The organism is Staphylococcus lutrae (genome assembly GCF_002101335.1).
Taxonomy (GTDB): Bacteria; Bacillota; Bacilli; order Staphylococcales; family Staphylococcaceae; genus Staphylococcus; species Staphylococcus lutrae.
This window is the reverse complement of sequence record NZ_CP020773.1, coordinates 2,085,235-2,098,283: the sequence shown is the minus strand read 5'-3', so window position 1 is coordinate 2,098,283 and position 13,049 is coordinate 2,085,235. Positions and strand designations below refer to the sequence as shown.

Annotated in this window: 12 protein-coding genes; 3 read left to right on the top strand and 9 right to left on the bottom strand. The window is 34.1% G+C overall.

Annotation, left to right across the window (positions count from 1 at the left end):
* Nucleotides 1–103 precede the first annotated feature (103 nt).
* Nucleotides 104–1,054: a ribonuclease HIII gene (gene rnhC / locus B5P37_RS09745; protein WP_085238032.1), complete on the top strand. Its 951-nt coding sequence runs from the start codon at nucleotides 104–106 to the stop codon at nucleotides 1,052–1,054.
* A 226-nt stretch (nucleotides 1,055–1,280) separates the two neighbouring features.
* Here rnhC and B5P37_RS12190 read toward each other — a convergent pair whose 3' ends face one another.
* The 3 genes from B5P37_RS12190 to B5P37_RS09735 are packed head-to-tail and all read right to left on the bottom strand — an operon-like array spanning nucleotide 1,281 to nucleotide 4,582.
* Nucleotides 1,281–2,003, bottom strand: a complete 723-nt coding sequence (locus B5P37_RS12190) for an MFS transporter (protein ID WP_244898609.1) — start codon at nucleotides 2,001–2,003, stop codon at nucleotides 1,281–1,283.
* On the bottom strand, nucleotides 2,003–2,464 hold the full coding sequence (locus tag B5P37_RS12185) for an MFS transporter (protein ID WP_244898608.1): 462 nt from the start codon (nucleotides 2,462–2,464) through the stop codon (nucleotides 2,003–2,005). Before B5P37_RS12185 ends, B5P37_RS12190 begins: the two co-directional genes overlap by 1 nt.
* 24 nt (nucleotides 2,465–2,488) lie before the next feature.
* Entirely contained in the window at nucleotides 2,489–4,582 is a 2,094-nt protein-coding gene (locus tag B5P37_RS09735; protein WP_085238031.1) for a class III lanthionine synthetase LanKC N-terminal domain-containing protein, read from the bottom strand.
* Nucleotides 4,583–4,822: 240 nt separating this feature from the next.
* Between B5P37_RS09735 and istA the strand changes: the two genes are divergently transcribed.
* Both istA and istB read left to right on the top strand, forming a co-directional pair.
* Nucleotides 4,823–6,019 carry an IS21 family transposase gene (gene istA, locus B5P37_RS09730; protein WP_240622398.1) on the top strand — a complete coding sequence of 399 codons (1,197 nt, stop codon included), beginning with the start codon at nucleotides 4,823–4,825 and terminating at the stop codon, nucleotides 6,017–6,019.
* A gap of 10 nt (nucleotides 6,020–6,029) precedes the next feature.
* Nucleotides 6,030–6,797 (top strand): IS21-like element helper ATPase IstB, encoded by a 768-nt coding sequence (gene istB, locus B5P37_RS09725; protein ID WP_085236837.1) that lies wholly within the window; start codon nucleotides 6,030–6,032, stop codon nucleotides 6,795–6,797.
* Here istB and B5P37_RS11990 read toward each other — a convergent pair.
* The 6 genes from B5P37_RS11990 to B5P37_RS09700 form a co-directional block, all read right to left on the bottom strand.
* Complete coding sequence (locus B5P37_RS11990; protein ID WP_169710751.1) at nucleotides 6,777–6,926, bottom strand: hypothetical protein; 150 nt, start codon at nucleotides 6,924–6,926, stop codon at nucleotides 6,777–6,779. The genes istB and B5P37_RS11990 overlap by 21 nt on opposite strands.
* 530 nt (nucleotides 6,927–7,456) lie before the next feature.
* Nucleotides 7,457–9,862 (bottom strand): phenylalanine--tRNA ligase subunit beta, encoded by a 2,406-nt coding sequence (pheT, locus tag B5P37_RS09720; protein ID WP_085238030.1) that lies wholly within the window; start codon nucleotides 9,860–9,862, stop codon nucleotides 7,457–7,459.
* The gene (gene pheS, locus B5P37_RS09715) at nucleotides 9,849–10,901 is read right to left on the bottom strand and encodes a phenylalanine--tRNA ligase subunit alpha (RefSeq protein ID WP_420852984.1); all 1,053 of its coding nucleotides are present in this window, start codon (nucleotides 10,899–10,901) and stop codon (nucleotides 9,849–9,851) included. Before pheS ends, pheT begins: the two co-directional genes overlap by 14 nt.
* 419 nt (nucleotides 10,902–11,320) lie before the next feature.
* Nucleotides 11,321–12,067, bottom strand: a complete 747-nt coding sequence (locus B5P37_RS09710; RefSeq protein WP_085238028.1) for a TrmH family RNA methyltransferase — start codon at nucleotides 12,065–12,067, stop codon at nucleotides 11,321–11,323.
* Between the two features lie 133 nt (nucleotides 12,068–12,200).
* Nucleotides 12,201–12,374, bottom strand: a complete 174-nt coding sequence (gene rpmF / locus B5P37_RS09705; protein WP_014614214.1) for a 50S ribosomal protein L32 — start codon at nucleotides 12,372–12,374, stop codon at nucleotides 12,201–12,203.
* Nucleotides 12,375–12,430: 56 nt separating this feature from the next.
* A complete protein-coding gene (locus tag B5P37_RS09700; protein ID WP_085238027.1) occupies nucleotides 12,431–12,970 on the bottom strand; it encodes a YceD family protein in 540 nt (179 codons plus the stop codon).
* Nucleotides 12,971–13,049 lie beyond the last annotated feature (79 nt).

The window sequence follows — 13,049 nt, the reverse complement described above, 5'->3', positions numbered from 1 at the left end:
GTTCATTATACACGAGATCGTATGATTTGTGTATCATTCATTGTTTCAGACTTATTGAATCTATGTTACGATTTGAAAGAATAAATAGAAAAGAGGATCGGTTATGTCTCAAATTGTAAAACAGTTGAACACTGCTGAAATAGAACAGCTTATTGCACAACTTCAACCCGTGACTGAGCATCTGCCAGCCGGCATGCGCGCACGCACAAAATATCAAGGCGTGACAATCAGCATTTATCGTTCGAATAAGGTGATGTTTCAAGGTCAAAATGCAGAATCCATTTGTCAACAATTGTTAGGTGATGCAGTGTATAAAAAAAGCAATCCGACGCAATCAAATAAAGGTAAAAAGGAAATTGCGCACGCTTCCGAACATATTCAATATAATCAATTCAACTGTATCGGCAGTGATGAAGCGGGAAGTGGGGACTACTTTGGACCTTTAACGGTGTGCGCTTGTTACGTCTCTGCGGATCATATTCCTATATTAAAAACGCTTGGTGTGGACGATTCAAAGCGCCTAAAAGACTCAAAAATTATCGATTTAGCGGAACAATTGGTCACTTTCCTTCCCCACTCCCTACTCGTATTAGACAACATCAAATATAATGAACGCCAAAGTTTAGGCTGGTCACAAGTCAAAATGAAAGCGGTCCTTCATAATGAATGCATTAAAAATGTTTTGAAAAAAGTATCACTCCATGACGTAGACTACATCGTAATAGATCAGTTCGCACAACCTGGCGTGTACCAACACTACGCAATCGGTGATATCCCTGCACCTGAAAAAACGCGTTATGAAACAAAGGGAGAATCCAAATCACTATCGATTGCCGCAGCCAGTATCATTTCTCGTTACGCATTTGTTAAACATATGGATCGGCTATCAGAACAATTGCAAATGACACTCGTCAAGGGGGCAGGTCGAAAAGTTGACTTAACCGCAGCCCAATTGATTGAACGTTATGGCATCGCGCAGTTAGATGCTGTGACCAAGCGTCATTTTGCGAATCGAGAAAAAGCATTGAAACTCGTTCAATCAAAACAAAGCTAGGTTATCCTCCATCATTCATGTGATTCACTAAATTAAACAATCATACAGTGACAAATAAAAACGACGATGACCAGACGACGTAGGACATGATCACCGAAGTATACTGTTTACGAATTAAGTTGAGGATATAGAAGCGTATCAACGATGTTTCTATATCCAAATCGCTTTTATGCACAACCAAGTTAAAAGTATTTGCATTGAATATCCCACCTGTTGATGAAGTCGGTTATTCAAACTCATAATTTCGAACTAAAAAACTAAAAATGAGTAACACCAATAAAATCAAACTCGAAACGATTAAAAATACCATTCCCGCATTATGATTTAGAATGACACCAAAAAAAGCGAGCGAAATTGGAATAATAGATTGCGCTATAGATTGGTTTAGCGAAAAAACACGTCCTTTAAATTCATCCTCTATCACATTTTGAAGATAAATAAAATATGAAGTATTAGATAATGGCATCGCACTACCAATCATGAAATACACACCCGCTAAAAATAAAAAGGAAATCATGTGTGAATGTGGAAATAGTAAAAATCCCCCTAATGCAAAGATTGCAAAAAATTGAAGCAGTATTGACATTTTAAAATATTTTTTCAAATCTTTTTTCAGCGGATAAATAGATAAAATGAACGACACTAAAAAAATTGAAATGGTATAGGCTGCTTCAATCATACCAAACTGTGTTGAAGTTAACTTCAATTGTTGAACCGCAATAATTGGCACACCTACTATAATTGAATTTGATAAGAAGTTAACGAAAATAGCAGTACATAACACAATAAATAAATTTTTCTTCTTAAGCAGATACTGTAACCCTTCATTAAATAGAGTAGAAAACTTATTTTTGCTTTGCTTATGATTCAAAATTGGTAATGACTGTAATAAGAATATTGAAATCACTTCTGTAAATATATTGATTGTCCCAATCAGTTGCAATGGCATCACAGCAATAATAAGGCCCCTAGTATTGGCGTTATCAAGCTCGTGATTGTGCTAACCGTTTGTCTAATAGAAATAATACGTTCAAAATCCTTTGTTACAATTTTCTGTAGATTTTTTTGTATAATGATTGAATTAATATCATCGGGTATGACAAGCAATACACCAATCACTATGATTAAATAAATATGATCATAGTAAAGAAATGCAAAAAGCGTTAAAATAATCACACTCGTTAATTGGGAATAAAATACAAGTCTCTTATTATTTAACGTATCAATAAACACACCTGCTATCGGTGTACTAAAAATGGTTGTCAACACAATCAAAGTTAAATAAAGACTATATAAATAACTATTGTCCGTGTACTTTAAAATATAAAATGCACACGCAAAACTAAAAATCCTTGAACCCATCGTAGAAATAAAGCCGAATAAAATCAATTTCACTGCATCATAACTCAATACGTTTCCCTCCTTTAACCCCACTTACAATAATTTCAGCACAGCTTTTAAAGTTAACAATATTCCAATTTCACCATAACTAAAACTTGAATCCGATTCTTCAAAATTTTGATTTACAAATACAATATCATTGTTTTTAACAATACAAAGCGAAAGGAGGATTTCAGTTAATTTTTTCAGATTATCTACATGTGTTCTCTTTTTACTAAATTTAATTTCATTAATATAAATGAAAATAATACCCGAAATCCCTTCAGCAAAAGATGTTTTATAATAGTTATAATTCGTAAGTTCTATTAATAGGTCATAATAATATGTTTTATATTTTGAAAATATATGTTTGTATTGATCACGTTCTCTGATATATTGTAGTGTTAAGAGAAACCCACATATGCCATTATATAAATATAAACTGTATCTCCCTGAATTTTTGATTTGAAAACCAATATTAAAACCATTTTTTCTTTTTATATTTAAAAATAATATATTTATATATCTTTCTATAATTTTTGGGTTTTTATTCATGACTATAGACTTAAGTAACATATTTATAGCTCCGTGCTCTAAACTATAATCACCAACCGAAACACTAGATTTAAAATTTTCATCACTTACTGTAGTATTACTATCAAAAATCACATCTATTATTTTCTTATCTAAATCACTATCTATTATTTTATTAACATATTTTCTATTCAATTTATTTATAGCATTTCTAATTTTTAACATTGTACAATCTTTTATTTCTAAACATTTTATTAACTCATCAACACTCATCTCAAAATTTGGATTAATACACAGTTCAACCATTTCATAAATATAGTCAGGAATTTCTAATTTTTTATGAGCTAATTTAAAATTTTTTAAACATAAATCATAATCTAAATCAATCAAAAAGTTAGAATTAGAATACAATTTCATTGCTAAAAGCCCAAAGCCAATAATATCTTTCTTTTTTCCTGATGTATTATTTTTATTGCGAGGATTATAAAACCCTTTGGAACCAATACATTTATTTACTACATTAAATATTTTACTGCAGTATTCAAAGTCTACTATAAATACTTTATTGTTATTATCAATTAAGAAGTTTTCTGATGACATATCTCCAAACACATAGTCCTCACTATGTAACACTTTTAATATCTTTAGAACTTGCTTTAAAATATTATAAGTATTATCTATATAAGCATCTTTCTTTTGCTTAGATTGATAAATTTCTGTATTTTTTGCTAAATAATTAGTTAATGTTTCACCATTTACTTTTTCTACTACTAAGAAATAGTGTTCCCATTCCTGAAATGAATCAATTAATTTAGGGCAAAAATCAAATTCAAATAGTTTCTCATATATTTTTTTCTCATTACAAAAAATCTGCTGTCCTTCCCAGTTATTATTATAGACATGTGGTCTGAATTCCTTGATAATACATTCCTTCTCATTATATTTAGCAAGGTAAACACCCCCTTTTGAAGATAAAGAAAAAGCATCTATTACTTCATACTTATTTTTCAAGAGCAAACTATCGTCACTTTCAGATTCTGGTTCTTTAAATTCAAAAGGCCAATCAATTTCTGGAGGTAAATAAAAATATGGTAATCTTGGATCAAGAATAATTTTATTATTTTTTAACTTTATATATTTTCTTTCTTCTTCCGACTCATCGCTTAATATTCTCAACCTGCCATAACGAAAATACACTGATTTACAATCTTTATATCTTAAATCATTTAATATATAAGGCGCATCATATTTATTCAACAATACATTTAATTCTTCCAACAATTTTGAAGTTTCTTTCGAATCCTTCGGATAAATTGTAATAAATTTACCAAAATTACATCTAGGAGAATTTCTACTATTTATATATTTTAAATCATCAATGCTTTTCAAACATTTGAAATTTATTTTTTTATCAATTAAAAACTTAGAACATTTATAAAAAACCTCGAGAGAATTTTCTATTGTAGAAGATATATGTATTTTCCATCCATGTAAAGGTATATTATAATAACTTTTATTAATATATAAGACATGATGTTTATCAAAAATCAATTTATACTCTACTTTTGTTTCTATATCATTAAATATATCGCAGTAATTTAATATTTTATTCATATTTTTACCTCTTACAAAAAATAAGCATACTTAATTTTTTGTTTTTCTATTTCTCTACATAGCAAACATTAGTAACTACTGTAAATGGCGGTTATAAAATGTAGGAAAATGGCGGAATGAAAATGCTGTTTTTCCTACATTTTTTATTTTCTAAAATATATAATCATGTCTTAACTCAATCTTTGAATGGAGGTTGTTTGATTGAGACATGATATATACGAAGGAGTGTCATTTTACATTATGAAAGGCATAAAACCAAATTACGCTGAGCTGGCTAGACAATATCATTGCGATCCAAGGACAGTAAAAAAATATTATGAGGCTGGGAAAGGCAATGAGTTGAAAAAATTAAAAACAAGAAAAACGACAAAGAGAGTATCAAAATTAGAACCCTATAAAACGCTCATAGACGAAAAATTAGAGCTAGGTTGTACGGCTATGGCGATTTATAAATATATTACTAAAAAAGGGTATGAAGGCAAATATACGATTCTAAGAGAATATTGTAAGAATAAAAAAGGAAAGGAAATTAAAAAAGCAACTATACGGGTAGAAGCACGACCCGGTATAGCTGCTCAAGTAGACTGGAAAGAAGATATGGTCATGCATGATAAATTTGGGAAACGTTATCAATTTAATATCTTTCTTTACGTTCTACACTATTCAAAAATGAAGTATATCACATTAACTTGGGATAGAAAACAAGATACATTATTTCAATGTTTGAAAGAATCTTTTGAGTACACTGGAGGTGTTCCTAAGGAGATATGGTTCGATAATATGAAAACGGTCGTTGATCGTCCTAGAACACAATATAGAAAAGTGGTATTTAACGCCCTTTTTCATCAATTTAGTAAAGATGCAAACTTTGAACCCATCGCGTGTAGGCCTTATAGGCCGCAAACCAAGGGCTCTGTGGAATCTTTAGCTAAATTTGTGGAACAACGTTTAAGGCCCTACGATTACGAATTTTATGACGCTGTTGAACTTATCAGTCTTGTCAATCACTTTTGTCATGAAATGAACCATAACGAAATATCGCAAGCAACTGACTGCTATCCAATTGATTTATTCAATTCTGAAGAAAAACATCTATTGAACCCGTTTAATGTGCAGTTACTAGACACCTATGTCGAAGATGAATGCATTCGAATCGTTTCTAAAGAGTCGATGGTTAATTTTAGAAAAGGTAAATATTCAGTACCTACAAAGTTTATTGGAGAGGAGGTTCAATTGATCTTTAATGAATTGACTGACGAATTATCCATCTACTTTGATGCCGAGTTAATTAGAACCCATCATTTATCGGAAAAGAAATTCAATTATGTTACCGAAGATATGTGTGAGATATTGAAGTCTGATGCATTCAAGCACAAAGACGATCAAGAAATTCTTACTTATATCGAAGATTCATTATTAAAATATGACGAGGTGTAGGAGAACAGATATGTATACAGACCATCAAAAGCTATTAGAAAATTTTCAACTGCTCAATCTAAAAATGATTAAAGACTATTATCCGAAGTATTTAGAATCACTATCCAAGAATCAAAAATCTTTAACTGAAATTTTACTTGAGTTGACAGAAAAGGAAGTAGAATATCAAGCTGAACAAAAATTTAAACGCGCTATTAAGTTAGCACGTTTCCCTAAGGTTAAATATTTAAGTGACTTTGATTTCACGTTTCAACCAAGCATTAATAAACAAGAAATACTCACATTAAAATCCATGCATTTTCTAGAGAAGAATATCAATATATGCTTCTTAGGTAATAGTGGTGTCGGTAAGACACATCTAGCAATATCGCTAGGCGTAGAAGCCTGTAAACAAAATATCAAAACTCGATTCTATACTTTTAAAGAGTTAATTGAACTCTTAACCACTTCAGAGGAGAAAGGAATCACCAATAAAACTTTAAAACAATTAAACAGAATTGAACTGCTTATCATTGATGAAATAGGCTATACCCCCATCTCAAAAGAACAGGCAGACCTCTTCTATCAATTGATGTCACTCAGGTATGAAATGAAATCCACAATCATAACGACGAATATCCCATTTTCTAGTTGGGGAGACTCATTTAGTAACAAGATAGCGTCAGCAGCCATTATTGATAGACTTATTCACCATTCAAAAATATTTAAAATTACAGGCGATTCATACCGACTTAAAGACTATAAAAGTGAAAAAAGTTTAAACATACGTCATTCTTAAACCGCCAAAAAACGACATTTTCAAACCGCCATAAAACAACATTTTCAAACCGCTATTGACAACTACTACTTTTACTTTTCTAGATTCATCATTGATAATTAATTTTTGTAAACCTAATACATTTTTCATTTTGCTCACCTCCTATATCTTTATGCCAGTTGCATAATAAGATGATTAAACTTCCTGTTTTTAATAAAAATTAAGTATGCTGTATATTTATAATACATTACCTCTCTGAATATTCCAACATTAAATTTTATGTTTTAAAAATACGATAAATTTATATATATTGACTTGGAAAACCTACTTATAGAGATGTAAAATTTCAATTTTTTTAATTTATTGAGTTAATATGTCGAAATCTTAACTCATATAATCCATTTCAATACATTTTTTTACTCACACGATCAAATCAGCAACACTTAATCGTGTTATGACATCCAAGACGTACATCCGTATCATTGTTAAAGTCTCCCAAAAATAACAGCGCTAGAAAAACAAAAAAGTAGGACGCTCATTTTAATCAGCGTTCCTACTTTTTTGTTTTATCGTCATACTTTAATTAACATGTACATTGGTAATGCCTTAGTCCCATTACAATTATTTTCGTTATCGGTCAAAAATATTGCAACAAATACCTCTTAACATCACATAGACAATCATCCTCTTAATGTCGCGCCTTGTACTTCTAGAGCATTTAAAATAACCTCATGTACTTTTGTAACTTGCGCTTCTGTTAATGTATGATTTTCATCTAAATAGTCTAAACGTATTGCAACAGATTTTTTACCTTTTTCCATATGTTCGCCTTCATACACGTCAAATACCTGAGCATCTTTTAAAATCTGTCCGCCATGTTGATGAATGGTATCAATTAAGTTTGCTGCACGTACTTCCGAATCAACAACAAGTGCAATATCACGTGTCACACCTGGGAATTTTGGTATTGGTTGATAATTAATATAACCTACAGCGTGTTCCATGATTTTTTCATAGTTCAATTCAAATACATAAGTGCGATTTAAATCATATGATTTTGCCACTGATGGATGTAATTCACCAATCAAGCCGATGATTTCACCCTTTAATTTAACTGCGGCAGTTCGACCCGGATGAAGTCCATCAATGTGTGCCGTTTCGTACTCAAAATGTAGCGCAAGTTGATCTGCGATTCGATCGACTATCCCTTTGACAATATAGAAATCCACCTGTTCTTGTTTTCCTTGCCAAGCGTTTGATACGTATTCCCCTGTCATAATACCACTTAAATATTCAATCTGCTTTGGCAATACTGCATCTGTTTGACCTAAAAAGACATTCCCCAGTTCATACAATGCAACATTTTGATTTTTACGTGCAACATTATATTGTGTCGCATCAATAAGGTGTGGGATTAAGCTTTGACGTAATGTTGAATGTGCCTCACTCATTGGCATTAACAAGTCAACCGTATCAAAACGTTCTATTGTAAATGCAGTGGCACGTTCGCGATCAACTAATGCATACGTAATCGCTTGTGATAGACCTGCACCTTCTAACGTCCGTTTGACAACACGTGTCTTACGTTGACGATCGGTAAGTGCCCCGCTCGTGACATCTTCAAAAACAGGTAAAGTGGATGGAATGTTGTCATAACCATAAATACGTGCAATTTCTTCAATTAAATCTGCTTCAATTGTAATGTCTCGACGGCGTGAAGGCACTTTCACGTGAATGGCGTTATTTTTTAATTCCGTATCAAAAGCTAATTGTTGAAAGACTTGAATGATATCCGATTCAGTTAAATCAAAACCAACTGTTCGATTTACTTTTTCAGTTGTAATCGTAATATCAGTTACTAAATCACCTAGATCTCCTGCTGATACACGTCCATCTAACACTTGACCTTGTGCTAACGTTTCAAGCAAGTAACATGCACGGTCAACCGCTTCGTCTAAAAATTCAGTCGCAATCCCTTTTTCAAAACGACTTGATGATTCGCTACGCAAATTCAAGCGTCGAGACGTATGACGAATTGCTACTGGGTTAAAGAGCGCGCCTTCTACAACAACATTTTGTGTTGCTGTTGTGACCTCTGAAAAATCCCCACCCATAACGCCACCTAATGCAATGGGTTGCTCACCATTTGTAATGACGATATCACTTGGAAGCAATGTACGCGCTTGATTGTCTAATGTCGTCATTTTTTCATTTTCTTTCGCTAATCTTGCAACAATATGGTCTGAACCGATTTGATTTTGGTCGAACATATGTAACGGTTGACCATACTCTAACATGACATAATTTGAAATGTCGACCACATTATTGATAGGACGAATGCCTGCTTTCATCAAACGTGCTTGCATCCATTCTGGTGATGGCGCAATCGTTATGTTTTCTACAACTCTTGCACTGTAATACGGTATTTGCGCCTCATCCTCAATACTTACAGATAAGACGTCTTTAGCCTGTTTTGGCTGTGCTGTTACTTTTGTTTCAGGCTTTTGCACTTGCTTCCCGTATAATGCGGCAGTTTCGTAAGCTGTCCCAATCATACTTAATGCATCCGCACGATTCGGAGTCAAATCGAATTCCATCATTTGATCATCAAGATACAAGGCTTTTAATGCATCCGTGCCAGGCTGAATTGCGCTCGAAAATTGATAAATGCCTTCTTCAAACGCTTTAGGCACCACATTTGAAGCAATTCCGATTTCTTGCAGTGAACAAATCATCCCTTCTGACACCTGTCCACGCAATTTCGCTTTTTTTATTTTGACACCACCAGGGAGTCGCCCTCCTACTTTTGCAACAATGACTGTTTGACCAGCTGCAACATTGGGTGCACCACAGACGATCTGAACTGGTTCCTCTTCACCAATATTCACTTGACAAATATTAAGTTTATCCGCATCTGGATGCGGTGATTTTGCTTCAACATATCCCACTACTAAATTCTTAATTTCTTTCGTATAGTCATGGATGTCGTCTACTTCAATCCCTGTTCTTGTAATGCGTTCTGCCAATGCTTCAATAGACACGTCTAATTCCACATATGTTTCTAACCATTCCTTAGATATTAACATCTGATTCACCTCTATCTTCTACAGCCTTAAATTGATTTAGAAAACGCACATCGTTCGTATAGAAATGACGAATATCTTCAATGCCATATTTTAGCATGGCAATTCGATCCGGCCCCATTCCAAAAGCAAATCCGGAATATTTTTTCGAATCAAAACCAGCCATTTCAAGCACGTTAGGGTGGACCATACCCGCACCTAATATTTCAATCCATCCCGTATGTTTACACACGTTACAGCCTTTACCTTTACATTTAAAACAAGAGACATCGACTTCCACAGAAGGTTCTGTGAATGGAAAGTAACTCGGTCGTAATCGAATTTCACGATCTACGCCGAATAACGATTTAGCTAAAAGTTCGAGTGTCCCTTTTAGATCGCTCATTTTAATATTTTCATCCACCACCAGTCCTTCAATTTGTGTGAATTGATGGCTATGTGTGGCATCATCCGAATCACGGCGATAGACTTTTCCAGGACAAATGATTTTTACAGGACCTTGACCACTTCGCTGTTCCATTGTACGCGCTTGAACAGGTGAGGTATGGGTACGCAACAAAACGTCTTCAGTAATATAAAAACTGTCTTGCATATCACGTGCAGGGTGCGACTTTGGTAAATTAAGCGCTTCAAAATTGTAATAATCTTGCTCGACTTCATAACCAGTTACAATTTCATAACCTAATCCTAAAAATAAATCCTCAATTTCTTCAACAGTACGTGTCAATGGATGGGGTGCGCCCGTTGCTACTGTTCGTCCAGGTAATGTCACATCAATTGTTTCCTCCGACAGTTGTTGATTTAATTGTTCTTCTGCCAAAACCACTTGACGTTCTGTCATCGCCGCTTCAATCGCTTGACGGACTTCATTCACACGTTGCCCATACGCCGGTTTTTCATCTTTTGGCAAATCTTTCATATGTTTCATGAGACCCGTCACTAAGCCTTTTTTACCTAAATATTTCACCTTAACATCTTGCAATGCTTTTTCGTTTTCTGCATTTTGAATCTCGTTTATTGCTTCTTTTTTAATTTGCACCATTGCTTCATTTTGCACCACTGTCATTCCTCCTTTAAAATTTCAACGTTGCTCACACTATGACTTACAGCCTAATTCGCTATCATGCTTTACAATAATGGACCGATAGGCAAAACAAAAGAGACTCCATCCACATAATTGGGACGAAATCTCTTCCGTGGTACCACCCAGTTTTACGCATCTTAAGACACGTACACTCTGAATTGATTGATAACGGATGAATCTTCCGACTTAAATTTCTTTAAGTAGCTCAAAAAGGTGAAAAAAACTATGTAGATCGAGTCCAACTCTCAGTTATTGTTGTACTTCCCTGAACAATCCCAATAATAGTTTACGTCTTTTTATATGCGCGTTGTTGAATTGTTAATACGTTCATTATATACATGCGTTCATAAGGGGTCAACCCACTGTACCACATTCTCTTATCCTTTTAAGTAAAACATTAAAATACCAGCAGCTACTGCAACATTTAAACTTTCTGCTTGTCCATAAATCGGAATTCGCAAATTTTGAGTCGTTTGTTCTAATAATTCATTTGCCACGCCTTCTCCTTCATTGCCGAGTACCAGTGCAAATGTCGGCTGTTGACTCGGGACTTGGTGATATGTCGTTGCATGTTGTAATGATGTCCCATATATCGGTCCGTCAAACGATGCCAACCATTGAACCCCTTCCTCTATATATTGAATAGGAAGGTGAAATACGCTCCCTTGACTCGCACGCAATACTTTATCTTGATAAACATCCGCTGTTCCTTTGGTCAAGACAACTAAATCTAAACCTGCTGCATCTGCCGTACGGATTAACGTCCCTAAATTCCCTGGATCTTGAATACGGTCTAAAACTAATACTTGTTTCGCATCCAAAACCGCGACATGAGGTTTTTCAAGTACTGCGAAGACACCTTGAGGTGTGACAGTGCCAGATAACGACTCTGCCACTTTTTGTGTAATCATATAAACTTCTTCTGCAACTTCAATCCATTCTGCAGGGACACGTTGAGGATCTATTAAAAACAACTGTGTCATTTTAACGTCACTTCGTACCGCTTCTTCTACGAGGTGAAATCCTTCAACAATGATTCGGTTTTGTTTGTCACGCTCTCTTTTTTTCTTCAGCTTATTGTAATTTTTTATTTTGGGATTTTGTATGGATGTAATCGACTCCATGTCATGTGCCTCTCATTTCATCTTAAATTCTCTTTTAACTTTGTTAACCGTTTTGAAGTGATTAAAAATAGGACTGGAACGATGAAGTTCCAGTCCTATTTTACATGAATATGCATAAGCTGTAAAAAGTCTATTATTTAGAAACGACTTCTTCACCTTTGTACGAACCACAGTTTGGACATACACGGTGAGATAATTTTAATTCACCACAGTTCGGGCATTCTTGCATACCTGGTACTGCTAATTTAAAATGTGTACGACGTTTGTTTTTTCTTGTTTTAGAAGTTCTTCTTTTTGGTACTGCCATGGTTAGTTCATCCTCCCTTTTATTCGATTCATTTGACGCATCGTATTTCAAAAGACTTAGCGTGCATGATTACTATCATCGTATAATTGTTGTAATTTTTGAAGCCTTGGATCGACATTCACTACTGAATCATCTCGAGATGGGTCGTTATCCAAATCACTTTCGTCAATAACTTCCCAGCCTTGACCACCCGTCAGCATTTGATCGCTACCATCTGCAACGACACGCATTGGTTTTTCAAGCATAACAATCTCTTCAACTATCTCGCGAAGATCAATCATACCATTTGTGACAAGATGATAGTGTTCATCGTCCTCATCTTCATACAAACCATCTAAATCAAACACTTCTGTTGTTGCTGCATCTAAAGGGACATCAACAGGAACTAACGTACGCGCACAAGCCATCGTATATTGTCCCGTGATATGTATGGTTGCCACAACTTCACTCGATTTAACGCTCAACTCACCTTCGATATGAATCGGTGATAAGTCTAACAAATCTAGGTTTTGAACCAGATGATTCAACGTTACGGTTTGATTAAATTTAAAAGGTTGTCCTTGGTATTTTCTCAATTGTGTTATTGACCACTTCATATGGCTTCACCTCTAACAAGCACAAAATTTATTTTAACTTTTGAAAGTTAAGTTGTCAAGATTTTTTCTTAACATCTTA

Coding starts and splice junctions, on each gene's coding strand:
- B5P37_RS09700 (WP_085238027.1), bottom strand. CDS start 12,970: ATGAAGTGGTCAATAACACAATTGAGAAAATACCAAGGACAACCTTTT.
- B5P37_RS12190 (WP_244898609.1), bottom strand. CDS start 2,003: ATGCCATTGCAACTGATTGGGACAATCAATATATTTACAGAAGTGATT.
- B5P37_RS09710 (WP_085238028.1), bottom strand. CDS start 12,067: ATGGAGTCGATTACATCCATACAAAATCCCAAAATAAAAAATTACAAT.
- pheS (WP_420852984.1), bottom strand. CDS start 10,901: ATGGTGCAAATTAAAAAAGAAGCAATAAACGAGATTCAAAATGCAGAA.
- rnhC (WP_085238032.1), top strand. CDS start 104: ATGTCTCAAATTGTAAAACAGTTGAACACTGCTGAAATAGAACAGCTT.
- B5P37_RS09735 (WP_085238031.1), bottom strand. CDS start 4,582: ATGAATAAAATATTAAATTACTGCGATATATTTAATGATATAGAAACA.
- B5P37_RS11990 (WP_169710751.1), bottom strand. CDS start 6,926: ATGAAAAATGTATTAGGTTTACAAAAATTAATTATCAATGATGAATCT.
- rpmF (WP_014614214.1), bottom strand. CDS start 12,374: ATGGCAGTACCAAAAAGAAGAACTTCTAAAACAAGAAAAAACAAACGT.
- pheT (WP_085238030.1), bottom strand. CDS start 9,862: ATGTTAATATCTAAGGAATGGTTAGAAACATATGTGGAATTAGACGTG.
- istB (WP_085236837.1), top strand. CDS start 6,030: ATGTATACAGACCATCAAAAGCTATTAGAAAATTTTCAACTGCTCAAT.
- istA (WP_240622398.1), top strand. CDS start 4,823: ATGAAAGGCATAAAACCAAATTACGCTGAGCTGGCTAGACAATATCAT.